Below are 24,766 nucleotides of genomic sequence, written 5' to 3'. Positions count from 1 at the left end.
GGGACGGTAACGTGGTCTCCGTGCACGTACTCAGCGTCAGCTCCCTCAAGGGGGTGTAGGAAAGACCACGGTCACCCTCGGTCTCGCCTCCGCCGCCTTCGCCCGCGGCATCCGCACTCTCGTGGTCGACATCGACCCGCAGTCGGACGTCTCCACCGGCATGGACATCCAGGTCGCCGGCAGGCTCAACATCGCCGACGTCCTGGAGAACCCGAAGGAGAAGACCGTCCGCCAGGCGATCACCGCCTCCGGCTGGACGAAGGTGCACCCCGGCACGATCGACGTGCTCATCGGCAGCCCCTCCGCGATCAACTTCGACGGCCCGCATCCGAGCGTGCGCGACGTGTGGAAGCTCGAGGAGGCCCTGGCCTCCGTCGAGGCCGACTACGACCTCGTCCTCATCGACTGCGCCCCCTCCCTCAACGCCCTCACGCGCACCGCGTGGGCCGCGAGCGACCGTGTGGTCGTGGTGACCGAGCCCGGCCTGTTCTCCGTTGCCGCCGCCGACCGCGCCCTCCGCGCCATCGAGGAGATCCGCCGCGGCCTCTCGCCTCGGCTCCAGCCGCTGGGCATCATCGTCAACCGGGTCCGCCCCCAGTCGATCGAGCACCAGTTCCGCATCAAGGAGCTGCGCGACATGTTCGGTCCGCTCGTGCTCTCCCCGCAGCTGCCCGAGCGCACCTCACTGCAGCAGGCGCAGGGCGCCGCGAAGCCCCTGCACGTGTGGCCGGGTGAGTCGGCGCAGGAGCTGGCGTCCGACTTCGACGAGCTGCTCGACCGCGTCGTGCGCACCGGCCGCGTCCCGGTTCCCGAGCAGTAGGCCGGGCTCCCGATTCAGGAGGCGGACGCGCGAGCGTCCTTCGGACAGGGTGAAGCGTTCGGGATCCGACGCAGATCCGGATGGATCCCGGATGCCGCGATCAGGCGCTGCGGCGTGCGCGGCGCGCCGCGAGCTCGTCGACGGGGTCGGGCACCGTCGCATCGAACTCGACGAGCGTGGACTCGACCTCGCGCAGCACCTTGCCCACGGCGATCCCGAAGACGCCCTGACCGCGGCTGAGCAGGTCGATGACCTCGTCGTTCGAGGTGCAGAGGTAGACCGAGGAGCCGTCGCTCATGAGCGTGGTTCCGCTGAGATCCCGGATGCCGGCGGCACGGAGCTCTCCGACCGCGGTGCGGATCTGCTGCAGTGAGATGCCGGTGTTCAGGAGCTCTTTGACGAGCTTGAGGACGAGGATGTCACGGAAGCCGTACAGCCGCTGCGAGCCGGAGCCCTTTGCCCCGCGCACGGTGGGCTCGACCAGCTCGGTGCGCGCCCAGTAGTCGAGCTGCCGATAGGTGATGCCGGCGGCCCGCGCCGCGACCGCCCCGCGGTAGCCGACCTCGTCGTCCATCGCGGGCAATCCATCGGTGAAGAGGAGTTCCGTCACGAAAGATGCCCCATCGGACGGAGTGTTCGCATCCATCGTCTTCCCCTCCTCAGAACCAGTACTTCCACGGTAGAGCAGCGCTCCCCCTCCGGCAACGACATCCGACCCTCTGCGAGGGTGTGTCGCAATCTCTTCGTTACCGAACGTCGTCAAGACAGCATTCGACCGAGCGCCTCTTTCACGAAGACGGCCCGCACCTCGTCGATCTGGGCGGCCAGCTCAGGGGCGAGCTCGCCGGCCTTCTCGCGCGAGATGGCGTCGGTGCGGCGCAGAAGTGCGGAGAGCGCCGACTCGATGAGGGCGACTTCGCGCTCCGCGCTCTGACGCAGCGTACGCAGGTGCCGCGGCTCGATGCCGTGCCGGTCGAGCGCCACGAGCCCGCGCAGCAGCGCCACGGTCGACTCCGGATAGCTGTCGGCCGGGGTGATGACACCGGTGCTGATCGCGTCGTTGAGGAGCTGCGGCGCGGCTCCCGCGGCGGCGAGCAGATCCTCGCGCCGATAGCGCCGGGAGGCCGGCGTGATCGACGGCGGCGGGGCGAGCGGAACGGATGCCGTGTCGCGTCCGGCGTCGATGTCGTCCAGATGCGCCCGGATCACATCCAGCGGCAGGTAGTGATCGCGCTGCAGCGTGAGGGCCAGGCGCAGCCGCTCCACGTCGGCGGCGGAGAACTTGCGGTAACCCGACTCGGTGCGCGAGGGCGTGACGATCCCCTTCGACTCCAGGAAGCGCAGCTTGCTGGAGGTCAGGACGGGGAACTCGGGCGACAGGCGCGCGAGCACCTGGCCGATGCTGAGCAGCCCCGTGGGCGCGGAGCGCTCACGGGCTGAAGCGGACACCATCACTCACCCGCCGCCTGGCGGTCGGCAGGAGAGGCGAAGAAGTGGAGCCGGAACTTTCCGATGCGCAGCTCATAGCCGGTGGAGAGGGCGCTGCGATCCACCCGCTCTCCGTTGACATAGGTGCCGTTGAGCGAGCGCTGATCGACGATCTCGAAAGCGGCGCCGGTGCGGGTGATCTCGGCGTGACGGCGCGAGACGGTGACGTCGTCGAAGAAGATGTCGGCCTCGGGATGACGCCCGACGGTGGTCACATCGCGGTCGAGGAGGTAACGGGCGCCGGCGAGGGCGCCGGAACGGACCAGCAGGAGCGCCGACCCCGAGGGCAGCGCCGCGATCGCGGACTGCTCGACGTCGCTGAGCTCGGTGCCGAACGGCACGAACGACAGATCGGAATCGTGCCCGAAGGTCTGCGTCTCATCGTGGCCGATCTCACCGTCACGGTGGATCGCTTCACCACCGGCCGGTCGCTCGTCGCCCTGTGTCACTTTCGGCCCTCCTTCTTGGACGTCCAGACTAACGGATGCGTGGCCCGGTGGGGAGAGCCGATCTGCGCCGAGGCCGTGCACCGCGCGATTGCATAGGGTGGAGGCATGCTCACCCGCTCCCTCCCTCGCGTCTCCCCTGCCCTGGCCGCCGGTGCGGCCCTCCTCCTGGCGGCTGCCGCCGTCCTGGCCGCGCCGTCGGCCGCATCCGCCCACGATTCGCTCGTGGCCAGCGATCCCGCCGACGGCTCTTCGGTCGAGACCCTGCCCGCCGAGCTCGTCCTCACCTACAGTGCGGCCCTGATCGACGGGGAGGGGCGACGGTCGTCGAGGTCACCGACCCCGAGGGCGCGGAGGCCGGCGCGGGCGAGCCCGTCGTCGACGGAGCGACCGTTACGGTGCCGCTGGCGGCGGAGGCGCCCGCCGGCGCGTACCGCGTCGAATGGCGCGTGGTTTCCAGCGACGGCCACCCGATCGCCGGCGACTTCACCTTCGAGGTGCTCACGAGCACGGTCGTCGAGGCACCGGAACCCGAGGAGGAGCCGTCCGAGGAGCCCTCCGAAGAGCCCTCTGCGGAGCCCTCGGATGCCGGCGAGCAGCCCGACTCCACGGCATCCGACGCCTTCATGAGCCCGGGCGTCATCGCCGCGGTCATCGTGGGCGTCCTGTTCGTCGCCGGTCTGGCGTTCGTCATGCTGCGGGCGCGATCGCGTCGCCCCGGCGGCGGCGCGGACTCCGCCGCTTCCGACGACTCCGCTGCGCGCTAGGCTGGAAGACATGCCACACTACGACGTCGTCATTCTCGGCGCGGGCCCTGGCGGATATGTCGCCGCCGTCCGCAGTGCACAGCTCGGTCTCTCCACCGCCATCGTCGAAGAGAAGTACTGGGGCGGTGTGTGCCTGAACGTGGGGTGCATCCCCTCGAAGGCGCTGCTGAAGAACGCCGAGATCGCCCACACGCTCACCCACAAGGCCGACTTCTTCGGCATCTCGGGAGAGTTCTCGCTCGACTACGGCAAGGCGTTCGACCGCTCGCGCGACGTGGCCGACGGGCGTGTCAAGGGCATCCACTTCCTGATGAAGAAGAACAAGGTCACCGAGTACGAGGGGCGCGGCACCTTCACCGGGCCCAAGGCCATCTCGGTCGCGAAGTCCGACGGGACGACCGAAGAGGTCACCTTCGACAACGTGATCATCGCCACCGGTTCAAAGGTGCGCCTGCTCCCGGGCGTCGAGCTCAGCGAGAACATCGTCACCTATGAGGAGCAGATCCTCAGCCGCGAGCTGCCCGAGTCGATCGTCATCGTCGGCGCCGGCGCCATCGGCATGGAGTTCGCCTACGTCCTGACCAACTACGGCGTGAAGGTCACGATCATCGAGTTCCTCGACCGCGCCCTGCCGAACGAGGACCCGGACGTATCCAAGGAGATCACGAAGCAGTACAAGAACTACGGCGTCGACATCCTCACCTCCACCAAGGTCGAGACGATCGTCGACAACGGCTCCTCGGTCACCGTCACCTACACCGGCAAGGACGGCCAGCAGGCCTCCATCGACGCCGGCAAGGTGCTCATGTCGGTCGGCTTCGCGCCGAACGTCGAGGGCTTCGGGCTGGAGAAGACCGGCGTGAAGCTCACCGAGCGCGGCGCGATCGACATCGACGACCACATGCGCACCAACGTCGAGGGCATCTACGCGATCGGCGACGTGACCGCCAAGCTGCAGCTGGCCCACGTGGCCGAGGCGCAGGCGGTCGTGGCTGCCGAGACGATCGGCGATCACGAGACCATGACGCTCGGCGACTACCGCATGATGCCGCGGGCGACCTTCTGCTCGCCGCAGGTGGCCTCCTTCGGCCTGACCGAGCAGCAGGCCAAGGACGAGGGGCACGACATCAAGGTCGTCACCTTCCCGTTCATGGCCAACGGCAAGGCGCACGGCCTCGGCGAGCCCGTCGGCTTCGTCAAGCTCATCGCCGACACCGAGCACCTCGAGCTCCTCGGCGCCCACATGATCGGCCCGGACGTCTCCGAGCTCCTCCCCGAGCTCACGCTCGCGCAGAAGTGGGACCTCACCGCGCTCGAGCTGGCCCGCAACGTGCACACGCACCCGACGCTGTCGGAGGCGCTGCAGGAGGGCTTCCACGGCCTCGCCGGCCACATGATCAACTTCTGACACGAGAGGGCTCAATGCGCGCAAGCGCGTTGAGCCCTCTGCGTGTCAGGGTTGAGCAAGCCCGCGCGGAGCGCGAGCGCGTCGAAACCTCACACTGAGTTCCCGATTACGATTCAGTAGTCACATACTCATGATTACGGTAAGGTAGTCAGGGTGACATGATTACGGATTCGTTATCAGGAGGCGTGCATGCAGGCTCTCATCGACTCCCCCGCTGATCTAGGGCGCCTCGTCCGCCACACCCGCGAGGCGCATGGGCTCTCGCAACGCGAGCTGGCCGAGCGCATCGGCGTCACCCAGCGCTGGCTCTCCGAACTCGAATCGGGCAAGGGCAAGCAGATCAACGAGCGCTATTTCTCGGTGCTCGCCGTGCTCGGCATCCGACTCACCGCGAGCGTCGACGATGCCTGATGCACTCATCGTCCGCCTGTCGGGCACGGAGGTCGGCGAAATCGAGCCCGGCGGCCGCTTCCGTTGGGTGCTGGACTGGAGCCGACTCGCTCCACTGAACGCCCCCGTGCTGTCGCATTCGCTCCCCTTCGGGCCCCTGCGCTCGACCCGCAGCCGTTCTTCGGCGGCCTCCTCCCCGAAGGGGCGGGCCTCGAGAGACTCGCCCGCGAGACACGGGTCGCGTCGAACGATCTCTTCGGCCTCCTCTCGGAAGTGGGCGCGGATGTCGGCGGTGCCGTGACCATCGGCGAACCCCGGCCGGCCCTCGATCCGATCGTGATCGAAGAGGACGAGTACGATCGCATCCTGGAAGGCGCCGCCGGCTACATCCGAGGCACGAGCGTCGGCGGAGGAGGCTCGTCGGCGACCGGGATACAACCGAAGGTCGCCCTGACCTGGGACCCGCAGGCCGAACGCTGGTCGATCGGGCGGGGAAGCACGCCCAGCACGCACCTGCTGAAGCCCGTTCCTGTCGAGTATGCGGAGAGGGTGAGCGCCGAGGCGTACCTCAACGACATCGCGCGTGCGCTCGATCTCTCTGCGCACGATGCCCGGGTCGAGCCGGCCGGTGAGCGACTCGTGCTCGTCGTGGAGCGCTACGACCGCATACGCGAGGGATCCGGTCTCCGACGCCTCCATCAGGAGGACGCCGCGCAGGCGCTCGGCCTGCCCTGGGCGGGAACGACAAGTACGAGAGCGTCGATGCCCGTGCGCACTTGCGCAGCATCGCCCGGCTCCTGCCCCACTCGGCGCTCACCGCGGCATCGAGCGAGCGGGAGCGACTGCTCGCCCTGACCGTGCTCAACCTCGCTGCCGGCAACACCGATGCGCACGCGAAGAACTTCTCCTTCCTGCTCCCCGACCTCGCTGACGCCTTCCACGCACGGTCCGGACGGACCCGTCTCGCCGACGCCTACGACGTCGTCCCGCAGGTGCTCTTCGACGCGGAGCCCTCGCCGCTGGCGATGCGCATCAACGGACGGTCCCTCCCGGGCGAGATCACGATGGCCGATCTCGTCGCCGAGGGGCATCCTGGGGAATTGCCCTCTCTCGGGCGAGCGAGGTCGTCGAGAGCACGTTGCGCGGCATCACCGCGGCTGTCGCCCGGCATCCGACAGACGCCGCAGGTTCAGTGCGAGTCGCGTCGCTCCTTCAGGAACGTTCCGAGAACCTGCTCCGCGGCGATCGCGCATGGACGCGCTCTCTGCCGCCGGCGGTCGCGCTCGCGGGTCGTTGAGCGTCGCGGCTCAGGCGCCGAGCGCCCGCGCGAGCTTCGAGTCGGATGCCGCCACGCGCCCGCCCGCGGCGAAGACCGCCCGCTCGACGGCGGCGAACAGGGCCGCACGGCCCGCGGCATCCGTCGGCGCCGCCGGCCCGAGCTCGACCTCCCATTCTCGCCAGGCGCGCTGCGCGCCCCCGCGGAGGTCGGTCGTGCGGACCGTGTCGTCGACGAACTCGGCGACGACTCCCCCGTCGGCGTCGTACAGGTCGTAGGCGCGGCGGGAGTTCTCGATGCGGGCGAGCGGGGTGAACGGGGGCGCGGCCCAGTCGGCGACGGCGTCGAGGACGGCCTGCGGCATCCGCTCGTCCTCGTCCAGCGGCCAGGCGATCTCGAGACGGGCATCGCCCTGGCGGGGCCCTTGATGTGCCAGCCGGCGTCGGGCCCTCCGGTGCGACGGCGCAGCGCCACCCCGGCGCGGGAGAGCGCGAGGTCGGCGGTGTCGAAGTAGCGGGCGTCCAGTTCGCGGTCCTCGGCGGAGCCGACCCGGGCCACGCCGGGAACATCGCCCCAGTCAGGCAGGGGCGTGCCGGCATCCGCGTCGTACTTGCGCTCCACCTCGAGCGCGCGCGTCGGCTCCGGCTCAGTCGTCACTGGGGACGATGTCGTCGCTGGCGTCGGCGAACCAGAACTGCACTTCGGTCGGACCGTCGCCCTGACCGGTGCCTGTCGGTTCGCCGCTGCGCTGGTAGATGACCTGGGTCGTGCCGTAGGGCACGATCAACTCCTCCTGCTCGGTGTCGTCGAGAGGGAGGATCTGGCCGTCCAGAGGACCGCCGCGGAGACGTGCGAGTGCCATGCCCACCACCATAGCCGCCTCGGTCTCAGGAGGCGGCGATTGCCAGCACCGCGCCGACGATCATCCACGGGCCGAAGGCGATGCGCGTCTTGCCCGTCGCCCGGCGCAGGAGCATGAGCACGAGCGCGTAGAGCGAGGCGAGGAGGAAGGCGGATGCCGCCCCCAGCGCCAGCGCCGTCCAGCCGTGCCAGCCCAGCACCGCCCCGAGCACCGCGGCGAGCTTGACGTCGCCGCCGCCCATGCCGCCCCGGCTGAGCAGCCGCAGCGCGAGGAAGAAGCCGCCGAGCAGGAGCATGCCCGCGAGGGAGCGGAGAAGGCGGGTCGCATCGAGAAGGAGCAGGGCCTCGAGCGCGACGAGGAGGAGGACGCCGGCGAGGGTCGGCAGCACGATGCGGTTGGGCAGCCGGTGCGTGCGCGCGTCGATGACCAGAAGCCGGGCGCCCACGCAGAGCAGCGCGAGGTGCGCGGCGAGCACGAGAGCGCTGTGAAGGGCCATGAGGGAAGGCTAGGGGCCTGCGGACATCCGCGGCGGACGCCTGTGGACAACCTGTCGGGCGCGATGTCGGATGTACGAATTACCCTCTAGTCATCCACTTGATTTGTTCGTAGATACTTTCGAGAATGGTGACATGGGAACATCGGTGATCGAGGCCTCTCGCCTGCAGGAGCTGCATCGCCTGCGCGGCGAGATCAGTCGCATGCAGCGCCGCCGAGCCGAAGTGCCGCTGCTGCCGCTCGATCCCGCGCTCGCGGATCTCCTCCCCGATGGCGGGTTGCGCGTCGGCTCCGCCTACTCGATCGAGCCCTCCCCGAGCCTGCTGGGTGCCCTGCTCGCCCCGCCCTCGCAGAAGGGCACCTGGTGCGCGGTCATCGGCATGCCCACGATCGGTCTCGAGGCCATGGCGGGGTTCGGGGTCGATCTCCGGCGCCTCATCCTCGTGCCCGCCCCCGGCCCGCGCTGGCTCACGGTCGCCTCGGCGCTGAGCGAGGTCACGCCGCTCGTCGCCGTGCGTCCCCAGACGCCCCTGCGGGAGCCGGATGCCGCGCGGCTGAGCGCCCGCCTGCGCGACCGCGGCTGCACCCTGCTGGTGACCGCACCCTGGCCGCAGAGCGAGGCGACGCTGCGGCTGGAGGAGCCCGAGTGGCACGGGCTGCACGACGGCTGGGGTCTGCTCGAGGGGCGCACGGTGACGGTCTCGGCGAGCAGCAGACGACACGCGGCCCCTCAGCGGGTGCGGGTGCGACTGCCGGGGCCTGCGGGCACGGTCGCACCCGCGGTGCGTGTTCCCGCGCCGATCCCGCTGCGACCGGATCTGCGCCGGGAGGAGAGGTCCGCAGGAGCCGAGCCGGGCGATCGCCTGCGGAGGGCTGCTGGATGACCCCGCTGCGCAGCATGGTCCTCTGGGTGCCGGACTGGCCCGTGTTCGCCGCCTTCGGAGCGGAGGGCGCGAAGGAGGCGGTCGCGGTCGTCCACGACAACACCGTGATCGCCTGCTCCGCCGCCGCACGCGCACAGGGGTGCGGCGCGGGCAACGCCGCAGGCAGGCGCAGTCGCTGTGCCCGGCGCTGCGGTTCCTCCCCGCCGATCCGCAGCGTGACGAGCGGGCCTTCCTCCCCGTCCTGCGGGTGCTCGAAGAGCAGGTCCCGGGCGTGCAGCTGCTGCGGCCGGGGCTGACGGCGCTGCGCGCCCGGGGCGCCGCCCGCTACTACGAAGGCGAAGAGCAGGCGGCTCGAACGCTCCTCTCGGTGCTTGCCGCGCACGGCCACCCCGAGGCCCGGGCCGGCATCGCCGACGGGCTCTTCACCGCCGAGCAGGCGGCGCGCCGGGCAGACCCCTGCCTCGTCGTCGCACCCGGCGGCTCGGCCGCCTTCCTCGCTCCCCTTCCCGTGCGGTTCCTGGACGACGACGCGGTCGCCTCGCTGCTGACCCGCCTCGGGGTGCACACGATGGCGCAGTTCGCCCGGCTCGCGGAGAGCGATGTGCGTGACCGCCTCGGCGAACGCGGGGCGCGCCTGCACGCCCTCGCCGCCGGCGCCGACTCCCGCCCCTTCGTGCCGCGCTCCCCCGATGCCGAGCTCGCCCGCGAGGTCGTGTTCGAAGTACCGCTCGCCCAGGCCGAGCAGGTCGGCTTCGCGGTGCGGCAGACGGCCGACGCCGTGATCGAGGCGGTGGCTGCGGCATCCGCCGTGTGCACCGAGGTGCGCATCGACCTCACCGACGACCTCGGCGGCGTGTCCACCCGCGAATGGCTGCATCCGGCCTGCTTCGACGCCGCCGACCTCGTCGACCGGGTGCGGTGGCAGCTGGAGGGCGACGGCACGCCGACCGACGACAACCGTGTCTCGGCGGGGATCACCGAGGTGCGCATCACCCCCACGCGGATCGATGACGCCTCCCACCATCAACCGGGGCTCTTCGGCCAGGGCGTGCAGGAGCGGCTGCACCACGGGGTCTCGCGCGTGCAGGCGCTGCTCGGGCATCGGGCGGTGGTCATCGGCAGCGTCGCGGGCGGGAGGCTGCTGGCCGACCGACAGCTTCTCACCCCTTGGGGAGACCGTGCGCTCCCCGAACGCGATCCCGGGCGGCCTTGGCCCGGCCAGCTTCCGCCGCCTCTGCCGAACGAAGTGTTCTCCCCGCCTCGACCGGTACGGGTGGAGGCTGCCGACGACGCCCCGGTCGAGATCGATGGGCGTGGCACGCTCTCGGCTCCGCCCGCGCGCATCGACGGCGCCCCCGTGGTGGCGTGGGCGGGCCCCTGGGGCGTGCGCGACCGCGCCTGGGACGCCGAGAAAGGACGTATCGCGCACCGGTTTCAGGTGCTCGACGAACGGCAGCGGGCGTGGGTCGTGCTGTGCGAGGGCGGGCGATGGTGGGCCGAGGGCGTCTACCGCTGAGGCGGGCGACGAGAGCGATGAGGAGGTGAGCGCATGGGATGGCACAACTCCGACCTGCCGTGGAGGCAGATGGAGCAGCTCCTGAGCGGGGAGCACAGCGATCCGGGTCCGCTCAGCCGCAAGCGCGAGCGCGAGCCCGCCCCCGAGATCGAGAGGCCTCCGGATGCCGTGCCCTACGCCGAGCTGCACGCGCACTCCTCCTACTCCTTCCTCGACGGCGCCTCCTTCCCCGAAGATCTGCTCGCCGAGGCGGAACGCCTGGGACTCACCGCCCTCGCGATCACCGATCACGACGGCTTCTACGGTGCCGCGCGCTTCGCGGAGGCCGCCGAGAAGCTCCAGGTGGCGACCGTCTTCGGCTCCGAGCTGTCGCTCGGGCTGCCTCCGCAGAACACCACGCAGGGCGGCAGCCCCGACCCGCCCGGCGAGCACCTGCTCGTCATCGCCCGGGGCACGGAGGGATACCACCGCCTCTCGGGCGCGATCACCCGCGCGCATCTGCGCGGCGGAGAGAAGGGGCGTCCGGTCTACGATCTCGACGATCTCGCCGCCAGCGCGGAGGGGCACTGGACGATCCTCACCGGATGCCGCAAGGGCGCCGTCCGCCGCGGACTCGCCCGGGGCGACGCCGCGACTCCGCTGCGCACGCTCATCGACCTGTTCGGGAGGGAGAACGTCGCCGTCGAGCTGATCGACCACGCGGGCCCCCTCGACACTCGCGACAACGACGCCCTGGCCGAGCTCGCCGCCCTCCACCGGCTCCCGGTCGTCGCCACGGGCAACGTCCACTACGCCGTCCCCGAACGCGCCCGGCTCGCCGAGGCGATCGCCGCTGTCCGGGCGCGACGCAGCATGGACGAGCTCGACGGCTGGCTCCCCGCCCATGGCGCCGCGCATCTCCGCTCGGGCGACGAGATGACGGCGCGGTTCGCCCGTTACCCGGGCGCGATCTCGCACGGGCTGGAGATCGCCGCGGCATCCGCCTTCCCCCTCCGCCGGGCCAAGCCCGCACTCCCCACGCAGAAGGTCCCCGAAGGGCGCACGCCCATGGGCCATCTGCGCCACCTCGTCTGGGAGGCGGTGCCAGGCGCGTATCCCGACCTCACCGCCGAGGGCGGGAGCGCATCGAGCGGGAGCTCGCCGTGATCGAGGAGAAGGACTTCCCCGGCTACTTCCTCATCGTGCACGGGATCGTCGCCGAGGCAAGACGTCGAGGCATCCTCTGCCAAGGGCGGGGCTCCGCCGCGGCGAGCGCCGTCTGCTATCTGCTGGGCATCACCGCGGTCGATCCGATCAAGTACGGTCTCCCCTTCGAACGGTTCCTGGCGACGACGCGCGAGGAGGAGCCCGACATCGACGTCGACTTCGACTCGGGCCGGCGCGAGGAGATCATCCAGTGGGTCTACCGGGAGTACGGGCGCGACCGCGCGGCGCAGGTGGCCAACGTCATCCAGTACCGACCGCGCAACGCCGTGCGTGACATGGCGCGGGCGCTCGGCTACGCGGTGGGCCAACAGGACGCCTGGGCGCGTCACGTCGAGGACTGGAGCCGTGACATCGCGCCGCAGGGCGACCACGACGTCCCGGATCAGGTGATCCAGTACACGGCAGAGCTGCTCAAGGCGCCCCGGCACCTGGGCATCCACTCCGGCGGCATGGTGCTGACCGAGCGCCCCGTCGGCGAGGTCGTGCCGATCGAGCACGCCCGGATGAAGGATCGCACCGTCATCCAGTGGGACAAGGACGACGCGGCCTGGATGGGCCTGGTGAAGTTCGACCTGCTGGGGCTCGGGATGCTCGCCGCCCTGCAGTACTGCTTCGACCTGGCGGCAGAGACGATCGGCGAGCGCTGGCTGTTGGAGACCATCCCGAGGGAGGAGCCGGCGGTGTACGACATGCTCTGCCGCGCCGACTCCATCGGGGTCTTCCAGGTGGAGTCGCGGGCCCAGATGGGGTTGCTCCCCCGCCTCCAGCCGCGAGAGTTCTATGAGCTGGCGATCCAGATCGCCCTCATCCGCCCCGGCCCCATCCAGGGCGGGGCCGTGCACCCCTTCGTCCGGCGCAAGACCGACCCGGAGAACAATCCGGTGACCTACCCGCATCCGCTTCTGGAGCCGATCCTGAAACGGACGCTCGGCATCCCCGTCTTCCAGGAGCAGCTGATCCAGATGGCGACGACCCTCGGCGACTGCACGGCCGACGATGCCGATCTGCTGCGCCGGGCGATGGGCTCCAAGCGCGGTTTGGAGAAGATCGAGAGCATAAAGAAGACCCTCTACGAGGGGATGGCCCGCAAGGGTCTCGACGAGGAGGCCTCGGACCGCATCTACGCGCAGATCGAGGCTTTCGCGAACTTCGGCTTCGCCGAGTCGCACTCGCTCGCCTTCGCGCAGTTGGTCTACGTCAGCGCCTGGCTGAAGCTGCACTACCCCGCCGCGTTCCTCGCCGCCCTCCTGCGAGCGCAGCCGATGGGCTTCTACTCGGCGGCGACCCTCACCGCCGATGCCCGCCGTCACGGGGTGGAGGTGCGAAGGCCCGATCTGCACGCCTCGGGGGTGCACCCGGGCTTGGAGGCGACGGGAGAGGAGAGCGGCCCGACCGGCGATCCCGCGTGCCTGGCCGCGGAGCAGCCCTCTGTGGGCGAGTTCGATCCGCAGAGACCGGATGCCACGGCCGCCCACCGCCGCGACGGCGCCTTCGCGGTGCGACTCGGGCTGGCCGCGGTGCGCGGGATCGGCGAAGACACGGCGACGCGCATCGTCGCCGAGCGCGAAGCCCACGGCCCCTATCGCGACCTGCACGATCTCGTGCGCCGGACGGATGCCACGGCCGCCCAGCTGGAGTCCCTCGCCACCGCGGGAGCCTTCGACTGCCTGGGCCTCGAGCGACGGGAGGCGATCTGGCTGGCGGGCGCCGCCGCCGAGGACCGCGCCCGGTACCTGCCCGGCACCACCATCGCCGTGCAGCCGCCCCTGTTCCCCGACCAGACGAGTTTCGAGCAGCTCACCGCCGATCTGTGGGCCACGGGCGTCTCCAGTGACGACCACCCGCTCGCGCACTTCCGCCCGTCGCTCACCGAGCGCGGCGTGCTCACCTCCGCGCAGCTGCGCACGCACGAGACCGGGCGCCGCATCGAGGTCGCGGGGCTCGTCACCCACCGGCAGCGGCCGGGCACGGCATCCGGGATCACCTTCCTCAACCTGGAGGACGAGTGCGGCCTCGCGAACGTGATCTGCTCGGCCGGGGTCTGGAAACGGCACCGGCGCACGGCCGCGAGTCGCCGGCGCTCATCGTCCGGGGCATCCTCGAACGCTCGCCCGAAGGTGTCACGAACGTTCTGGCGGATGCCTTCGAAGACCTCCGTACGGGCATCCCGCATCATTCACGGGACTTCCAATGATCAGGGCTTGGGCGGGGGCAGGTTCGAGGGCGTGCTGCTCCAGCGCATCGCCTCGGCCTTGGCCGCGGCGAACGCCGCATCCGCTCCGCCGAGCGCCTCCTCCGCCTCCTCGGCGGCCGGTCGGCGTTCGCGGGCGGCCGCATCGGCGGCGGACTCGCCCTCGACCGGGCCGAGCACGAGGGTCGTATGCGGATGCTCCGTGCCGGGGCGACCGTGCAGGCGAGCACACTCCCCTGCCAGGTGGCCGTGCTCGTCGCCGCGCCGACGTCCTCCGAGGGCAGGTAGCGGATGCCGGTCTCGAGATCGGCGATCGCGAACGACTCGGCGAACTCGGTGACGTCGACCCGGTGCCCGACCGGGATCGCCGCGAGGTAGTCGAGCGTGAGCGTGCGATCCATGCCTCCAGCATAGGCGGGAGGCAGGCGCGGGCAATGGCATTCCCGGAAGGACATGTCAACCCCCTCCACCCCGCGCCGCGCCCGGCCTAGCCTCGCGAAGATGGACACACCGCTGATCGACCCCCGAGACAAGTACCGCAGCGAGGGCTTCCCTCCCGCCGACGGCACACAGCCCGGGCTCACGAGCGAGACGACTCCGCGCCCCGATCATGGCGAGTCGACCTACGCGGGATCCGGCCGGCTGCAGGGGCGCCGCGCCCTGATCACCGGCGGGGACTCCGGGATCGGGCGGGCCGTCGCGATCGCCTATGCCCGTGAGGGCGCGGATGTCGCACTCAGCTACCTCGACGAGGAGCGGTCGGATGCGGAGGACACCGCCGAGTGGGTGCGCCGCGCCGACCGCACGGCGGTGCTGCTCCCGGGCGACATCACCGACGAGGGGCACTGCGCTCGGATCATCGCCGACACCGTCGAGCAGCTCGGCGGCCTCGACCTGCTCGTCCTCAACGCCGCGTACCAGAAGAGTCGCGCGGAGGACGCCCGCTTCTCCACGGAGGAGTTCGACCGCGTCATGAAGACCAACCTCTACGCGGCCTTCTGGCTCACCCGCGAGGCGCTCCCCCACATGCCGCCGGGGTCATCCCTCATCGTCACGACCTCGATCCAGGGCTTCGACCCGTCGCCGGATCTCCTGGACTACGCGATGACCAAAGCGGCGCTCGTCTCCTTCGTGGAGGCGTTGGCCGACCAGCAGGGCGCGAACGGCATCCGTGTGAACGGCGTGGCTCCCGGCCCCATCTGGACGCCGCTGATCCCCGCGACGGGATGGCCCGACAAGCTCCCCGTCTTCGGCGAGAACACCGCGCTGGGCCGTGCCGGGCAGCCCGCGGAGCTCGCCGGCGCCTATGTGTACCTGGCCTCGGAGGACGCCTCCTACACCTCCGGCGCGATCCTTCCGGTGACCGGCGGCCGGCACCTGTGACCGATCCGCGACACGAGAAAGGACATGCCATGACCGAGCAGACCCCCGAGCCGACGACGACCCATGCCGAACGGGGTGCGGGGCACCCCCGCCTGCTCGTCTCCCGCGATGACGAGCGCTTCATCCATGAGATCACCACCGAGGAGGTCAGGGTGGGCTCGGCCGCCGACAACGAGCTGCCGCTGCGCGACTGCGACCCGTTGCACGCGACGATCCGGCACGACGAGCGCGACGAGTACGTGCTGACGCTGCACGGCGCCGGCGAGATGAATGCGAATCCGCTCTCGGCCGCGACCTATCCCGACGACCGCTCCGAGACGCTGCGCACGGGCGCCCACTTCACCGCGGGCCCTTGGACACTGGTCTTCGCCCGGGACGAGTTCGCCGACCATGGCCGACCCTTCGGCGGCCGGCAAGGGGCGAGTACTCGGACCAGCCTCCTCAGCCGGCCCGGCCCCGCTACGACGACCCGGATGGCGACGACCAGTCGCGCCCCTGGGTGAAGCAGGAGGGCTGAGTCGGCGGCCTCACGGCATCCGATTCCCGCTCAGTCCTCGGCGCTCTCGAAATGCTCGGAGATGAGCTTGATGCCGCCCGAGGAATGCGCGGAGCTGGCGAGTTCTTCGATCCACTGACGAGACAGCTCCGGTTGCTCCGCCCCGTCGAACACGAAGCGCAGCGGGATGGACGGATGCAGCCAGATCGTGCTCCGCCCACCCGGATGGTCGTCCGGGTGCACCCACGACACGGTGAAGCTCTCACCCCGCCGCAGTTTGGTGGAGATGACGATCTTCAGATGCGCCAGTGCCCGGTCTTCGATCTCGATCGCAGTGCCGGGACTTCCATAGAACATGATGCCCACCTCCGGAGCATACCGCCGCGGGCATCACCCGCCTATCTCACGTCCGAGATACGGTCGTCGGGGATCGGGACGACCGCGATCGGTATGCCCGGCGCGAGGAGGAGGTAGGCCGTACGGGGAGCACCTTCGCCATCGTTGACCTTGAGCCAGCGCGGCGTGTCACCGCCGGTGATCTCCTCCTGCAGCTCGGCGAGATCTCGCCCGCCGACGCTGTACTGGTCGCCTCCGTAGTGGATGTCTATGCGCTTCATGCGATTCCTCCCAGCTGATCGGTGATCTCCGGCGGCTCGGGGACGATGTAGAGCCCTGTCGGTGAGTTGGCTGTGTGTGCGAGCGCGTCCACCCAGGCCAGGTTGATACTCGGCTGCCGGCTCCCGTAGTACTTGAAGACGAGTGGGCACTGCGGTGTCATCCACACGCTCGTGCGACCGTCGCCGACGCTCGCATCGTCCCGCCATGCGAAGAAGAACGTCTCTCCGCGACGCAGTTTGGTGCCGATCACGAGCTGCAGGTGAGCGAGCAGGCGGTCCTCGAAGTCGACCTTCACCCTGCCGTCGTAGATGAACTTGCCCATCATGCTCCTTATGTCCGATGCTGGTGCCGCGGTTCCGCGGCGATCGGAAGCCCGCGGGCCCCGCTGTCAGCGTGTCACGACACGCGGCCCGCGGCCAGCTCTACGCGATCTGTCCGCTGTGTCTGCCCTCGGCGATCTCCTCGACCGTCTTGGCGTTGAAGGCGGGAAGGTCCTCGGGCGTGCGACTGGAGACGAGCCCTTGGTCGACGACGACCTCCTCGTCGACCCAGACCGCGCCGGCATTGCGCAGGTCGGTCTTCAGGCTCGGATAGCTGGTGAGCGTGCGCCCGCCCACGACGTCCGCCTCGATCAGGATCCAGGCGCCGTGGCAGATGACCGATACCGGCTTGTGCTGAACGAAGAACTCCCGGGTGAAGGCGACGGCGGACTCGTCCATGCGCAGATGGTCGGCGTTGACGACGCCTCCCGGGAGCACGAGAGCGTCGAAGTCGTCGGCGGAGACATCGCTCGAGGTCCTGTCGACGGACTGCGTGTGGCCGTTCTTACCCGTGGTCTCGCCGGTCTCGGGGGCGACGAGGGTCGCCGTCGCCCCGGCGCCGGTGACGGCGTCCCAGGGACTGGTCAGCTCGCTGTCCTCGTAGCCGTCGGTCGCGAGGAAGGCGACCCGCTTACCGTTCAGATGATGCGTCATGATCGTCCTTTCGGTCGTGGTGGTCTACGGCGACGATTCCTCAGGAGGACGAGCGGGGGAAGGGCCTGGCCAATCGCTGTCGGCTGTGCTAACCGGTCCGTGAGCGGCGACAGGATAGCCTCGCCCGGATCGTCGCGCCAGGGGATGGTCGGATGCCGCACGGAGCAGCAGTCTCGGAGCACAGACCAAGGAGGATGCTGATGAGCGAACGTCGCGACCTCGATCCCACGCTGATGCGCAACCAGCCGTCGCTGCGTACCGCGTCGGGGACCGTCTGGGTGATCATCGGCGCGCTGTTCGTGCTCGCGTGCCTGATCCCTCTGGCGCTGATCGTCCTCACCGGAGGCCCCGCCGTCGTGGCGGCGGTGATCACGATCGCCGTGGTGCTGATCCTCTACGCGACGATCGTGGTCGTGCGCTTCTCTGTGCCCGCGGGCACGCGGAGACTCCGCACCATGGCGATCTGTCTTCTCGGGATCGCCGTCGTCGCGCTGGCGGGAATGCTCCTGTGCGTCGCGATAGTGCGTCAGGCCGGCTGAGCGGGCGTCCGACGCGCTCCCGACGTGCTCCGTCTGCACCATGCCAAGACTTCGCCGCAGTCGCATCGGGGATCCGGGAATCCGCCGCATCCGTCGCGGCCGCGGGTTCTCCTACGCGGATGCCGGCGGCGACCCGATCGCCGCCGACGACGCCGAACGCATCCGTGCCCTCGCCCTGCCTCCGGCGTGGCGCGACGTATGGATCTGCCCCTTCGAGAACGGGCACATCCAGGCGGTGGGAACGGATGCCGCGGGCCGCCGCCAGTACGTCTACCACCCCGCCTGGCGGGAGCGGATGGCGCGGGAGAAGTACGACCGGATGCTGGAGCTCGCCGCTGTGCTTCCCGCCGCCCGTCGCAGTGTCACGCGGGATCTGCGTCGCAACGGGTTCGGCCGCGAACGGGTACTGGCGGGAGCATTCCGGATGCTCGACACCGGGAGCCTCCGCGTCGGTTCCGAGCGGTACGCGCGCGAGCGCGGCAGCACCGGCCTGTCGACGCTGCGCGGGCCCACGCCACCGTCCACGACCACGAGGAGGTCGAGCTGCGCTTCCCCTGCAAGAGCGGCCAGGCCTGGGAGTCGAGCCTCTCGGATCCGGACCTCGCGGCGCTCGTGGAAGGACTCAAACGGCGGGGCGGGAGGGCGCGCCTGCTCGCGTGGCGCGATGACGAGGGCGACTGGCATCCGCTCCGCGCCGAGGAGATCAATGCCGATGTGCGGGAACGGGCCGGCGAGGAGTTCACGGCGAAGGACTTCCGCACCCTGCACGGCACGGCCGCGGTGGCCGAGAGCCTCGCTCTCGCGGGGCCGCAGGACGCGATGCGCGCACGACAGCGGGCGGTCGCCGAAGCGATGCGCCAGGCGGCGACCGTCCTGGGCAACACTCCTGCGATCGCCCGGTCGAGCTACGTCGACCCGCGCCTTCTGGATGCGTATGAGGAGGGACGGCTGATCGACATCTCATCCGGCCGCTCGGTGGAGCGCGAGCTGCTCAGCCTGCTGCGCGACGCGGAGTGATCAGCGCCCTGTCGCGTCGGGTGCGCGCTCTATGGTGCCTCTCCACGCACCCGTCTCGAACTCGTTGGACTCGATCAACCTCTTGAACTCGCCCAGATCGCGGGCGATCTGCGCGTCGTCGAGTTGAAGGGCCGAACCGATCGTCTCGACGAAGCCCTCCGGGCTCCACTCCAACTGCAGACGCACACGGGTGCGATCGTCGTCGAGCCGGTGGAACGTGACGACACCGGACTGCTCGGGACCATTCGTGCTCTGCCAGGCGATGCGCTCGTCCGGCTGCTGCTCGGTGATACGAGCGTCGAACTCGCGCTCGACGCCACCGATCGACACCTGCCAGTGCAGCAGGCCGTCGGTGCGCTGGTCGACGTGGTCGACGCCATTCATGAACGCGGGGAAGTCCTCGAACTGGGTCCACTGGTTGTAGACGCTGCTGATGGGCGCCTCGATGTCGATGTCGCTGGTCACGGTGGCCATGGCAATCACTCGTCCTGTCTCTGCTGTCTTCACAGGCCGACGACTCTACGGAGTGCGTCACACGCTGTCACGGGGGTTGACTTCGGTGACGTCAGAGTCCTCGCATGGTGAACGCGCGCAGCGCGATGCCGCGAAGCGGTCGGGTGCCGAGAACTCTGGCGGCCAGATCGCGGAGACCGCGCACCGGGCCGCGCACCGGGCGCCCCATCGCCATGTTGAACCGCGCCCGTCGCCGCGCCCGGCCGGCGGAGCGCTGCTGCCTCCGCTCGTAGCGACGGAAGTCCGCGCGATCGTCGCGCAACGCGCGGCGGATCTCCGGCGCCAGTCGGAGAGCGCCGATCCACCCGAGATTCATGCCCTGTCCGCCGATGGGGCTGAGTTCGTGCGCCGCATCGCCGAGCAGCACGACACGGCCCCTCGCGAACCGCGCCGCCCGGTGCTGCCGCGCGGTGAAGGCGCTCGCAGAGTCCTGAGGCGCTGCGGTGAGGGCGATGCCGGTGCGTTCGCGGATGATCGCCGCGAGGGTCTCGGGATCTGCGGTGTCCGGGGTTCCCACGCGTGCCACCCACCGCCGGCGATGGTCGGGCAGGGGAAAGGACTCGACGATCCCGGACGCGGCGCAGAAGAGGTGCGCACGCGCCCCGAGATCGGTGACCTCGCCGGCGTCGGTCATCACATAGTGCGCGGTCCCGCGGCACTGCCGCCAGCCGAGGTCGAGCGCGGAACGGATGCCGCTGCGCACCCCGTCCGCGGCGACGACGATGCGCGCCGCGCACTCTGCGGTCTCCTCCCCCGACGTGCGCCGCATGACGATTCCGGCGTCGCTCTCGCGCAGGCCGCTGATCGCCGTCCCGGTCCGCAGGGCCCGAGGGTCCAGGGCGCTGAGCCGGGCGCGGAGAAGCTCCTCGATCCGCCATTGCGGCAGTGTGAGCACCGGGGCGTCGGCATCGTCCAGTCGCAGAGAGGCGAGCATCCGGCCGCGAGACCAGGCGACGCCTTCGGAGAGGCACAGCGCTTCGGCGCGAACGGCATCCTCGACTCCTGCGGCACGCAGTGCGCGCACCCCCGGGGGAGGATCCCGATCGCGCGGGATCCGGTGGGCGGACCGGCGCGCTTCTCGTACACCACTACCGCGACGCGCTCCTGGGCGAGCAGGCAGGCCAGCAGGAGACCGACCGGTCCCGCGCCCACGATCGCGACCTCGTGATCAGTCATCGGTGCGCTCCCGGCGCAGCTCGAGGCGTGCGGGAAACGCCGATCGCACCGTCCAGCCCGCGGGGACGACCTCGGTCAGTTCGCCTCGTCTGTACGAGCGACGGATGCTGGTGAGCCCGTCGGCACGGATGAAGGAGCGGCGCCGGTGCGTGCTCGGCAGGGGCGCGGTCGCGAGGGCGAAGCCGACGTAGGCGAGGCGCCCGCGGGCGATGTCCCGGTGCAGGGCGAGACCGCCGGAAGCGAGCAGGTGCAGCGAGTCGCGCAGGAGCCCGTGCAGCTCGGCTGGCTGGAGGTGATGGAGCAGGTGGTTGGAGATCACCAGATCGAACCGCTCCCCCGCGTCCACGAGCTCGGCGCTGTGCAGGGCGCGCAGGGTGAGTCCCGGCATCCGCCCGTGCTCTCGCGCCCACGCGATCGCGCGGCGATCGGGATCGATCGCGGAGACCTCGACGGGGCGCGGTCGCGTCGCGCCCACCGCAGGATCGCGCGCGACACATCGGCCCCGCCGCAGCCGATGTCGAGCACGCGGAGCGGTCCGCGCCGCGCGCGCGGAAGGATCTCTCGGCGGTAGACGCCGCGCCATCCGCCGACGACCGCGTTCACGAGCGCGAAGCGAGCGTAGGTGCGCGCCAGGAGCACCGGGTCGCACTCGGGATCGTCCATGAGCTCGGTCGCGTGGACGTCGCGCACGGAGAGGTCCGGGAACATCGCCTCAGCCCTGCACCACCGTGAACATTCCGCTCTCGACGGTGAGACCGGGTCCGAAGGCCATCGCCGCGACCCGATCGCCGTCCTGCGCCGATGCGTGGTCGAGGATGTTCTTCAGCACGAAGAGCACCGTCGCGCTGGACATGTTGCCGTAGTCGCGGAGCGTCTCGCGGGCGGCCCGGAGCTGGCCCTCGGAGAGCCCCAGTCGGTCCTGCACACGATCGAGGATGTCGCGCCCGCCGGGGTGGATGGCCCAGTGCGCGACCCGTGCGGAGGCATCGCCGTCGTCCAGGGCGGCCGCGAGTGACTCCTCCCCGAGAAGAGCGGCCGCAGCGCCCCCTCGATGTGGTCGCCGATGATGTGCGGCACATACGAGGAGAGCACCATCTCGAAGCCGTGGTCGCCGATCGTCCAGGCCATCGCATCGTCGCCGACCGGGGTGACGACGGTCTCGAAGGCGTCGAGACGGAGAGCGGCCCCTCCCTCCGGCGGCGTGCGGCGGGAGACCACACCGGCGGCGACGCCGTCGGAGAACAGCGAGGAGGCCACGATCGTGTCGGGGTCGTTGGAGGAGCGCAGGTGCAGGGTGCACAACTCGGCGCTGACGACGAGCACGACGGCATCCGGATCCGCCTCGCAGAACTGCGCCGCCGCCCGCAGCGCGGGCATGGCAGCGTAGCAGCCCATGAAGCCGAGGTGATAGCGCTGCACGCCTGCGGGAAGGGACAGTTCGCGGGCGATCTCGAAGTCGGGGCCGGGCGCGTAGAAGCCGGTGCACGAGACGGTCACGACATGGGTGACGTCCTCCGCCTCGATCCCCGCCGCTCCCGCGAGCGCCCTGCGGGCAGCCTCCACGAACAGGTTCGAGGCGGCCTCCGTGTACAGGTCGTTGCGGGTCTTGGTGCCCGGCATCCGCAGCGCGCCGGTCTCGGCATCGAAGAACTCGGGATCCTCGCTCGTGCGAGAGCGCGTGAGCTCCTCGATGACCGTGTGCCGGGTCTCGATGCCCGAGACCCCGAAGGACGTCGCGATGATCCGCTGCGCGAGCCGGTTCAGGCCGGGCTGCGAGGCGAAGACCTCGCGGACCTCGTCCTGCACGAGCACGGTGGGCGGGACGAGCGTCTGCAGCGAGCGGAGAAAGGCGGCCATACTCGAACCGAACCATCCGCGAGGCCTCCCTCGCAAGGGGTTGCGCTCCGCGCAGGAATGCGCTGAGGGCAGGAACGTCCCGGCGTAGAGTGACGGCATGGCCCGTCTGCTCGTCGTCCATCACTCGCCATCGCCGCGGGTGAGGGAGATCACGGATGCCGTGCTCCGCGGCATCCGGCATGAGGACATTGTCGGCGTCGACGTGGTCGAGCGCGCCGCCCTGGAGGCGACGCTGGAGGATGTGCTCGCCGCCGACGGCTACCTGCTCGGCACCACGGCGAACTACGGGTACATCTCCGGCGCGCTCAAGCACTTCTTCGACACGACGTACTATCAGGTGCGCGAGGAGACCGTGAAGCGTCCCTTCTCCTACTGGATCCACGGCGGCCACGACACGACCGGCGCCGAGCGGGCGATGACCTCGATCACCGCCGGGTACGGGTGGTCCCTCGCCGCCGAGCCCCTCGTCTTCACGGGAGAGATCGGCGCCGCGCATCTGGAACGGGCAGTCGACCTCGGCGCCACGGTCGCCGCAACCCTCATGGAGTGAGCACCCTTCCGCCGTGTGCGCGAGCGACGTAACCTGGGGGCATGCACCGAGTGTTCCGCATGCCGTTCGCCGACGTCTATCCGCACTATGTCACCAAGGCGGAGGGCAAGGGACGCACGCGCGAAGAGCTGGATCAGGTCATCGAGTGGCTGACCGGGTTCGACCAGGACGCTCTGCAGGAGCACCTGGCGAAGAGGACGACGTTCGAGGAGTTCTTCGATGCCGCCCATCTCAACGAGAACGTGACGCTCATCAAGGGGGTCGTGTGCGGCATCCGCGTCGAGGACATCGAAGACCCGCTCATGCAGAAGATCCGCTACCTCGACAAGCTCGTCGACGAACTCGCCCGGGGCAAGGCCATGGAGAAGATCCTGCGCGAGCCCGCTCCGGCGGGCTAGATCTCCTCGCCGCCGAGGTGAAACGACGCGGAGGGACCGTGCTGCAGGACCGGGTACCGCTCGCGCAGCTCCTGATGCAGGTCCTCGACCTGCGGGCAGGTGGCCGCGCCGAGCCAGACCACCTTCGTCGCGGGGTCGTTCTCACCACAGGTCCATTCGGCGAACCATCCCCTGACCGCCCGGCTCAGTCGCTGTCCTCGCGGCTCCATCGGACGGTCGATGCCCGCCTGGTCGCGGCAGAGCCAGGTCACCGTGACCCCTGAGGCTCGTCGATTCGCCGGATCTGAAGCGACGTCGCGACCTCGATGTACACCTGCCCGTAGGCGTCGACGGGCGTGCGCCGCAGAGTCGCCTGGATGAACGGGATGTCGCTGCTGTCGCCGGCGAGGAGGAACTGAGGGCGATCGGAGGAGCATGCGCACATGCTTCTAACTTAGGTAAGGCTTACCTATTCCGCAAGACTTTCACTCCTGTCGGCATTCTCGTGCGCCGCGACGAAGTCCCTGAGCGCGTCCACCTCGGGGAGCTTCACCCGCAGACGGATGCTTCCCGACCTTGATGACCCGGTCCCGTTCACGACGGCCGCTCCACCGAGCCGGTCCAGAAGAGGCGCCAGGTCGGCCGCCGGGCCGCCGGGCACATACCCACCCCGCGCCCGTTGGCGTAGACGGCGATGTCATGCGGATGCCGCCGATCACGCGACTCGCGACGCAGGACGTACAGGCGATCTCCCGACTTCTGCCGCTCACGATCGTGCACGACGTAGTGGGTGCGTTCGACGGGGACGACGGTCGACGGCAGCTCCCGCAAATCAGGCAGCTCGGAGTGCTGGCCGACGCGGCCGACGGTCAGGTGCAGGAGTTGCTCCCACCAGGTAGGCACGGTCTGTTCTCGATTCGATCGGCGGGGTGGGGCGTGATCAGCGGGTGCGGCATCCGCTCGGCTCGCGCGCTGCTGGACGAATCCGAGGACGACGGCTCACATGCTTCGACAGTACGCGCCCCTCGTGGCACCAGGGTCGATACGGGGAGACTCACAGACGTCCCGCGCCCGGCAGCACCCCTGCATAGGATGGCCGCATGCCTCTCCTCGATCACCTTGGAATCACCGTCGACGACCTCCCCGCGGGGTCGCGCAGTTCGACCCGGTGCTGAAAGCGCTCGGCTACCGGAGGGAAGACGCAGACCAGGCAGTCGCCTGGCATGTCGGCGACGAGTCAGAACTGATCCTCTTCCCCGCTCGCGAAGAGGGCACCGGCCCGCACCGGCATGGGCGTGTCGGATGGCAGCATCTCGCCTTCGCCGTCGACTCTCGCGCGGAGGTCGATCGTCTGCACGCGATCGCACTCGACGCGGGCTGGACGGCGGTGCGCGAGCCGAAGGAGTACCCGCGCTTCACCGAGCGCTACTATGCCTCCTTCGTCGAGGACGACAACGGCATCCGGATCGAGTTCATGCACAATCCGCCGAGGGACGCCGTCACGGACTGATCCGGCG

General features: G+C 70.1%; 31 protein-coding genes and 8 pseudogenes. 18 read left to right on the top strand and 21 right to left on the bottom strand.

Annotated elements, in window-relative coordinates:
- Nucleotides 1-20 precede the first annotated feature (20 nt).
- Nucleotides 21-820 (top strand): annotated as a pseudogene (locus tag KAE78_RS15200) (ParA family protein).
- A gap of 100 nt (nt 821-920) precedes the next feature.
- Here the strand turns inward: KAE78_RS15200 and KAE78_RS15195 are convergent.
- The 3 genes from KAE78_RS15195 to KAE78_RS15185 all read right to left on the bottom strand — a co-directional run bounded on the left by KAE78_RS15195 (nt 921) and on the right by KAE78_RS15185 (nt 2,757).
- Entirely contained in the window at nt 921-1,466 is a 546-nt protein-coding gene (locus KAE78_RS15195; RefSeq protein ID WP_223172750.1) for a MerR family transcriptional regulator, read from the bottom strand.
- Nucleotides 1,467-1,579: 113 nt separating this feature from the next.
- Entirely contained in the window at nt 1,580-2,272 is a 693-nt protein-coding gene (locus tag KAE78_RS15190) for a MerR family transcriptional regulator (RefSeq protein ID WP_223172749.1), read from the bottom strand.
- Entirely contained in the window at nt 2,272-2,757 is a 486-nt protein-coding gene (locus KAE78_RS15185) for an FHA domain-containing protein (protein WP_411156039.1), read from the bottom strand. Before KAE78_RS15185 ends, KAE78_RS15190 begins: the two co-directional genes overlap by 1 nt.
- Before the next feature lie 35 nt (nt 2,758-2,792).
- Between KAE78_RS15185 and KAE78_RS15180 the strand changes: the two genes are divergently transcribed.
- The 6 genes and pseudogenes from KAE78_RS15180 to KAE78_RS20025 all read left to right on the top strand — a co-directional run.
- Nucleotides 2,793-3,521 carry a copper resistance protein CopC gene (locus KAE78_RS15180; protein ID WP_223172748.1) on the top strand — a complete coding sequence of 243 codons (729 nt, stop codon included), beginning with the start codon at nt 2,793-2,795 and terminating at the stop codon, nt 3,519-3,521.
- A gap of 10 nt (nt 3,522-3,531) precedes the next feature.
- Nucleotides 3,532-4,929, top strand: a complete 1,398-nt coding sequence (gene lpdA / locus KAE78_RS15175) for a dihydrolipoyl dehydrogenase (protein WP_223172747.1) — start codon at nt 3,532-3,534, stop codon at nt 4,927-4,929.
- 189 nt (nt 4,930-5,118) lie between these two features.
- Nucleotides 5,119-5,340, top strand: a complete 222-nt coding sequence (locus tag KAE78_RS15170) for a multiprotein-bridging factor 1 family protein (RefSeq protein WP_223172745.1) — start codon at nt 5,119-5,121, stop codon at nt 5,338-5,340.
- Between the two features lie 63 nt (nt 5,341-5,403).
- Nucleotides 5,404-5,565 (top strand): annotated as a pseudogene (locus KAE78_RS20030) (hypothetical protein); the annotation flags it as partial.
- 27 nt (nt 5,566-5,592) lie between these two features.
- Complete coding sequence (locus KAE78_RS18055; protein ID WP_262927906.1) at nt 5,593-6,174, top strand: HipA domain-containing protein; 582 nt, start codon at nt 5,593-5,595, stop codon at nt 6,172-6,174.
- Nucleotides 6,096-6,299 (top strand): annotated as a pseudogene (locus tag KAE78_RS20025) (HipA domain-containing protein); the annotation flags it as partial. The gene KAE78_RS18055 and the pseudogene KAE78_RS20025, both read left to right, overlap by 79 nt.
- A 327-nt stretch (nt 6,300-6,626) precedes the next feature.
- On the opposite strand, the gene KAE78_RS15160 reads toward KAE78_RS20025, so the two are convergent.
- From KAE78_RS15160 to KAE78_RS15145, 4 genes and pseudogenes are all read right to left on the bottom strand, one after another.
- Nucleotides 6,627-6,959 carry a hypothetical protein gene (locus tag KAE78_RS15160; protein WP_223172844.1) on the bottom strand — a complete coding sequence of 111 codons (333 nt, stop codon included), beginning with the start codon at nt 6,957-6,959 and terminating at the stop codon, nt 6,627-6,629.
- A gap of 110 nt (nt 6,960-7,069) precedes the next feature.
- Nucleotides 7,070-7,216: pseudogene (locus KAE78_RS15155) on the bottom strand (adenylate cyclase); the annotation flags it as partial.
- Between the two features lie 25 nt (nt 7,217-7,241).
- Entirely contained in the window at nt 7,242-7,457 is a 216-nt protein-coding gene (locus KAE78_RS15150; RefSeq protein ID WP_223172744.1) for a response regulator, read from the bottom strand.
- A 25-nt stretch (nt 7,458-7,482) separates the two neighbouring features.
- The gene (locus KAE78_RS15145) at nt 7,483-7,953 is read right to left on the bottom strand and encodes a prepilin peptidase (RefSeq protein ID WP_223172743.1); all 471 of its coding nucleotides are present in this window, start codon (nt 7,951-7,953) and stop codon (nt 7,483-7,485) included.
- 133 nt (nt 7,954-8,086) lie between these two features.
- Between KAE78_RS15145 and KAE78_RS15140 the strand changes: the two genes are divergently transcribed.
- The 4 genes and pseudogenes from KAE78_RS15140 to KAE78_RS15130 all read left to right on the top strand — a co-directional run bounded on the left by KAE78_RS15140 (nt 8,087) and on the right by KAE78_RS15130 (nt 13,752).
- Complete coding sequence (locus KAE78_RS15140) at nt 8,087-8,836, top strand: hypothetical protein (protein ID WP_223172742.1); 750 nt, start codon at nt 8,087-8,089, stop codon at nt 8,834-8,836.
- Nucleotides 8,833-9,132: a hypothetical protein gene (locus tag KAE78_RS18980; RefSeq protein WP_317451961.1), complete on the top strand. Its 300-nt coding sequence runs from the start codon at nt 8,833-8,835 to the stop codon at nt 9,130-9,132. Before KAE78_RS15140 ends, KAE78_RS18980 begins: the two co-directional genes overlap by 4 nt.
- Complete coding sequence (locus KAE78_RS15135) at nt 9,024-10,352, top strand: DNA polymerase Y family protein (RefSeq protein WP_411156043.1); 1,329 nt, start codon at nt 9,024-9,026, stop codon at nt 10,350-10,352. The genes KAE78_RS18980 and KAE78_RS15135 overlap by 109 nt, the downstream gene beginning before the upstream one ends.
- A gap of 33 nt (nt 10,353-10,385) precedes the next feature.
- Nucleotides 10,386-13,752: pseudogene (locus KAE78_RS15130) on the top strand (error-prone DNA polymerase).
- Here the strand turns inward: KAE78_RS15130 and KAE78_RS15125 are convergent.
- Nucleotides 13,731-14,150, bottom strand: coding sequence for a hypothetical protein (locus tag KAE78_RS15125; RefSeq protein WP_223172741.1), 420 nt, complete (start codon nt 14,148-14,150; stop codon nt 13,731-13,733). The pseudogene KAE78_RS15130 and the gene KAE78_RS15125 sit on opposite strands and share 22 nt — an antisense overlap.
- 100 nt (nt 14,151-14,250) lie before the next feature.
- Here KAE78_RS15125 and KAE78_RS15120 point away from each other — a divergent pair, with 100 nt between their 5' ends.
- A complete protein-coding gene (locus KAE78_RS15120; RefSeq protein ID WP_223172740.1) occupies nt 14,251-15,132 on the top strand; it encodes an SDR family oxidoreductase in 882 nt (293 codons plus the stop codon).
- A 29-nt stretch (nt 15,133-15,161) separates the two neighbouring features.
- The gene (locus KAE78_RS15115) at nt 15,162-15,635 is read left to right on the top strand and encodes a hypothetical protein (RefSeq protein ID WP_223172739.1); all 474 of its coding nucleotides are present in this window, start codon (nt 15,162-15,164) and stop codon (nt 15,633-15,635) included.
- 44 nt (nt 15,636-15,679) lie between these two features.
- Here the strand turns inward: KAE78_RS15115 and KAE78_RS15110 are convergent, their stop codons facing one another.
- From KAE78_RS15110 to KAE78_RS15095, 4 genes are all read right to left on the bottom strand, one after another.
- Nucleotides 15,680-15,994 carry a hypothetical protein gene (locus tag KAE78_RS15110; protein WP_223172738.1) on the bottom strand — a complete coding sequence of 105 codons (315 nt, stop codon included), beginning with the start codon at nt 15,992-15,994 and terminating at the stop codon, nt 15,680-15,682.
- A gap of 32 nt (nt 15,995-16,026) precedes the next feature.
- Nucleotides 16,027-16,245, bottom strand: a complete 219-nt coding sequence (locus KAE78_RS15105; protein WP_223172737.1) for a hypothetical protein — start codon at nt 16,243-16,245, stop codon at nt 16,027-16,029.
- The gene (locus tag KAE78_RS15100) at nt 16,242-16,568 is read right to left on the bottom strand and encodes an ATP-dependent DNA ligase (RefSeq protein ID WP_223172813.1); all 327 of its coding nucleotides are present in this window, start codon (nt 16,566-16,568) and stop codon (nt 16,242-16,244) included. Before KAE78_RS15100 ends, KAE78_RS15105 begins: the two co-directional genes overlap by 4 nt.
- A 100-nt stretch (nt 16,569-16,668) precedes the next feature.
- The gene (locus KAE78_RS15095; RefSeq protein WP_223172736.1) at nt 16,669-17,220 is read right to left on the bottom strand and encodes a type 1 glutamine amidotransferase domain-containing protein; all 552 of its coding nucleotides are present in this window, start codon (nt 17,218-17,220) and stop codon (nt 16,669-16,671) included.
- Between the two features lie 200 nt (nt 17,221-17,420).
- Here KAE78_RS15095 and KAE78_RS15090 point away from each other — a divergent pair, with 200 nt between their 5' ends.
- Nucleotides 17,421-17,759, top strand: coding sequence for a hypothetical protein (locus KAE78_RS15090; RefSeq protein ID WP_223172735.1), 339 nt, complete (start codon nt 17,421-17,423; stop codon nt 17,757-17,759).
- Between the two features lie 40 nt (nt 17,760-17,799).
- Nucleotides 17,800-18,776 (top strand): annotated as a pseudogene (locus tag KAE78_RS20020) (DNA topoisomerase IB).
- Here the strand turns inward: KAE78_RS20020 and KAE78_RS15080 are convergent.
- The 6 genes and pseudogenes from KAE78_RS15080 to KAE78_RS15065 form a co-directional block, all read right to left on the bottom strand.
- Nucleotides 18,777-19,250: an SRPBCC family protein gene (locus KAE78_RS15080; protein WP_223172734.1), complete on the bottom strand. Its 474-nt coding sequence runs from the start codon at nt 19,248-19,250 to the stop codon at nt 18,777-18,779. It lies immediately after the preceding pseudogene.
- Nucleotides 19,251-19,341: 91 nt separating this feature from the next.
- The gene (locus tag KAE78_RS15075) at nt 19,342-20,313 is read right to left on the bottom strand and encodes an FAD-dependent oxidoreductase (protein WP_262927905.1); all 972 of its coding nucleotides are present in this window, start codon (nt 20,311-20,313) and stop codon (nt 19,342-19,344) included.
- Nucleotides 20,314-20,375: 62 nt separating this feature from the next.
- Nucleotides 20,376-20,465: pseudogene (locus KAE78_RS20015) on the bottom strand (FAD-dependent monooxygenase); the annotation flags it as partial.
- Nucleotides 20,458-20,880: a methyltransferase domain-containing protein gene (locus tag KAE78_RS18965; protein ID WP_317451973.1), complete on the bottom strand. Its 423-nt coding sequence runs from the start codon at nt 20,878-20,880 to the stop codon at nt 20,458-20,460. The gene KAE78_RS18965 and the pseudogene KAE78_RS20015, both read right to left, overlap by 8 nt.
- Nucleotides 20,781-21,173, bottom strand: a complete 393-nt coding sequence (locus KAE78_RS18960) for a hypothetical protein (RefSeq protein ID WP_317451979.1) — start codon at nt 21,171-21,173, stop codon at nt 20,781-20,783. Before KAE78_RS18960 ends, KAE78_RS18965 begins: the two co-directional genes overlap by 100 nt.
- A gap of 4 nt (nt 21,174-21,177) precedes the next feature.
- A pseudogene (locus KAE78_RS15065) lies at nt 21,178-22,322 on the bottom strand (type III polyketide synthase).
- A 97-nt stretch (nt 22,323-22,419) separates the two neighbouring features.
- On the opposite strand from KAE78_RS15065, the gene KAE78_RS15060 reads away from it, so the two are divergent.
- The gene (locus tag KAE78_RS15060) at nt 22,420-22,872 is read left to right on the top strand and encodes a flavodoxin family protein (protein ID WP_223172733.1); all 453 of its coding nucleotides are present in this window, start codon (nt 22,420-22,422) and stop codon (nt 22,870-22,872) included.
- 41 nt (nt 22,873-22,913) lie between these two features.
- Complete coding sequence (locus KAE78_RS15055) at nt 22,914-23,270, top strand: DUF2200 domain-containing protein (protein WP_223172732.1); 357 nt, start codon at nt 22,914-22,916, stop codon at nt 23,268-23,270.
- Here KAE78_RS15055 and KAE78_RS15050 read toward each other — a convergent pair.
- From KAE78_RS15050 to KAE78_RS15040, 3 genes are all read right to left on the bottom strand, one after another.
- Nucleotides 23,267-23,521, bottom strand: coding sequence for a hypothetical protein (locus KAE78_RS15050; protein WP_223172731.1), 255 nt, complete (start codon nt 23,519-23,521; stop codon nt 23,267-23,269). The two genes, KAE78_RS15055 and KAE78_RS15050, sit on opposite strands and share 4 nt — an antisense overlap.
- Nucleotides 23,518-23,694 (bottom strand): SIP domain-containing protein, encoded by a 177-nt coding sequence (locus KAE78_RS15045; protein WP_223172730.1) that lies wholly within the window; start codon nt 23,692-23,694, stop codon nt 23,518-23,520. Before KAE78_RS15045 ends, KAE78_RS15050 begins: the two co-directional genes overlap by 4 nt.
- Nucleotides 23,695-23,843: 149 nt before the next feature.
- Nucleotides 23,844-24,152: a hypothetical protein gene (locus tag KAE78_RS15040; protein ID WP_223172729.1), complete on the bottom strand. Its 309-nt coding sequence runs from the start codon at nt 24,150-24,152 to the stop codon at nt 23,844-23,846.
- A gap of 265 nt (nt 24,153-24,417) precedes the next feature.
- Between KAE78_RS15040 and KAE78_RS15035 the strand changes: the two genes are divergently transcribed.
- A complete protein-coding gene (locus KAE78_RS15035; protein ID WP_223172728.1) occupies nt 24,418-24,759 on the top strand; it encodes a VOC family protein in 342 nt (113 codons plus the stop codon).
- Nucleotides 24,760-24,766: the final 7 nt, after the last annotated feature.

It is taken from the genome of Microbacterium sp. NIBRBAC000506063 (assembly GCF_017968845.1).
GTDB lineage: Bacteria > Actinomycetota > Actinomycetes > Actinomycetales > Microbacteriaceae > Microbacterium.
Note: the sequence above shows the minus strand (reverse complement) of the source record. Positions and strands in the feature narration are given on the sequence as shown.

What these genes read in the sequence shown, in the direction of transcription:
- KAE78_RS15170 (WP_223172745.1), top strand. Translation starts at nt 5,119, where the DNA reads ATGCAGGCTCTCATCGACTCCCCCGCTGATCTAGGGCGCCTCGTCCGC.
- KAE78_RS15145 (WP_223172743.1), bottom strand. Translation starts at nt 7,953, where the DNA reads ATGGCCCTTCACAGCGCTCTCGTGCTCGCCGCGCACCTCGCGCTGCTC.
- KAE78_RS15100 (WP_223172813.1), bottom strand. Translation starts at nt 16,568, where the DNA reads ATGGGCAAGTTCATCTACGACGGCAGGGTGAAGGTCGACTTCGAGGAC.
- KAE78_RS15120 (WP_223172740.1), top strand. Translation starts at nt 14,251, where the DNA reads ATGGACACACCGCTGATCGACCCCCGAGACAAGTACCGCAGCGAGGGC.
- KAE78_RS15195 (WP_223172750.1), bottom strand. Translation starts at nt 1,466, where the DNA reads ATGGATGCGAACACTCCGTCCGATGGGGCATCTTTCGTGACGGAACTC.
- KAE78_RS15080 (WP_223172734.1), bottom strand. Translation starts at nt 19,250, where the DNA reads ATGGCCACCGTGACCAGCGACATCGACATCGAGGCGCCCATCAGCAGC.
- KAE78_RS15045 (WP_223172730.1), bottom strand. Translation starts at nt 23,694, where the DNA reads ATGTGCGCATGCTCCTCCGATCGCCCTCAGTTCCTCCTCGCCGGCGAC.
- KAE78_RS18960 (WP_317451979.1), bottom strand. Translation starts at nt 21,173, where the DNA reads ATGTTCCCGGACCTCTCCGTGCGCGACGTCCACGCGACCGAGCTCATG.
- KAE78_RS15150 (WP_223172744.1), bottom strand. Translation starts at nt 7,457, where the DNA reads ATGGCACTCGCACGTCTCCGCGGCGGTCCTCTGGACGGCCAGATCCTC.
- KAE78_RS15060 (WP_223172733.1), top strand. Translation starts at nt 22,420, where the DNA reads ATGGCCCGTCTGCTCGTCGTCCATCACTCGCCATCGCCGCGGGTGAGG.
- KAE78_RS15105 (WP_223172737.1), bottom strand. Translation starts at nt 16,245, where the DNA reads ATGAAGCGCATAGACATCCACTACGGAGGCGACCAGTACAGCGTCGGC.
- KAE78_RS15095 (WP_223172736.1), bottom strand. Translation starts at nt 17,220, where the DNA reads ATGACGCATCATCTGAACGGTAAGCGGGTCGCCTTCCTCGCGACCGAC.
- KAE78_RS15115 (WP_223172739.1), top strand. Translation starts at nt 15,162, where the DNA reads ATGACCGAGCAGACCCCCGAGCCGACGACGACCCATGCCGAACGGGGT.
- KAE78_RS15125 (WP_223172741.1), bottom strand. Translation starts at nt 14,150, where the DNA reads ATGGATCGCACGCTCACGCTCGACTACCTCGCGGCGATCCCGGTCGGG.
- KAE78_RS15190 (WP_223172749.1), bottom strand. Translation starts at nt 2,272, where the DNA reads ATGGTGTCCGCTTCAGCCCGTGAGCGCTCCGCGCCCACGGGGCTGCTC.
- KAE78_RS15055 (WP_223172732.1), top strand. Translation starts at nt 22,914, where the DNA reads ATGCACCGAGTGTTCCGCATGCCGTTCGCCGACGTCTATCCGCACTAT.
- KAE78_RS15090 (WP_223172735.1), top strand. Translation starts at nt 17,421, where the DNA reads ATGAGCGAACGTCGCGACCTCGATCCCACGCTGATGCGCAACCAGCCG.
- KAE78_RS18980 (WP_317451961.1), top strand. Translation starts at nt 8,833, where the DNA reads ATGACCCCGCTGCGCAGCATGGTCCTCTGGGTGCCGGACTGGCCCGTG.
- KAE78_RS15180 (WP_223172748.1), top strand. Translation starts at nt 2,793, where the DNA reads ATGCGTGGCCCGGTGGGGAGAGCCGATCTGCGCCGAGGCCGTGCACCG.
- lpdA (WP_223172747.1), top strand. Translation starts at nt 3,532, where the DNA reads ATGCCACACTACGACGTCGTCATTCTCGGCGCGGGCCCTGGCGGATAT.
- KAE78_RS15140 (WP_223172742.1), top strand. Translation starts at nt 8,087, where the DNA reads ATGGGAACATCGGTGATCGAGGCCTCTCGCCTGCAGGAGCTGCATCGC.
- KAE78_RS15160 (WP_223172844.1), bottom strand. Translation starts at nt 6,959, where the DNA reads ATGCCGCAGGCCGTCCTCGACGCCGTCGCCGACTGGGCCGCGCCCCCG.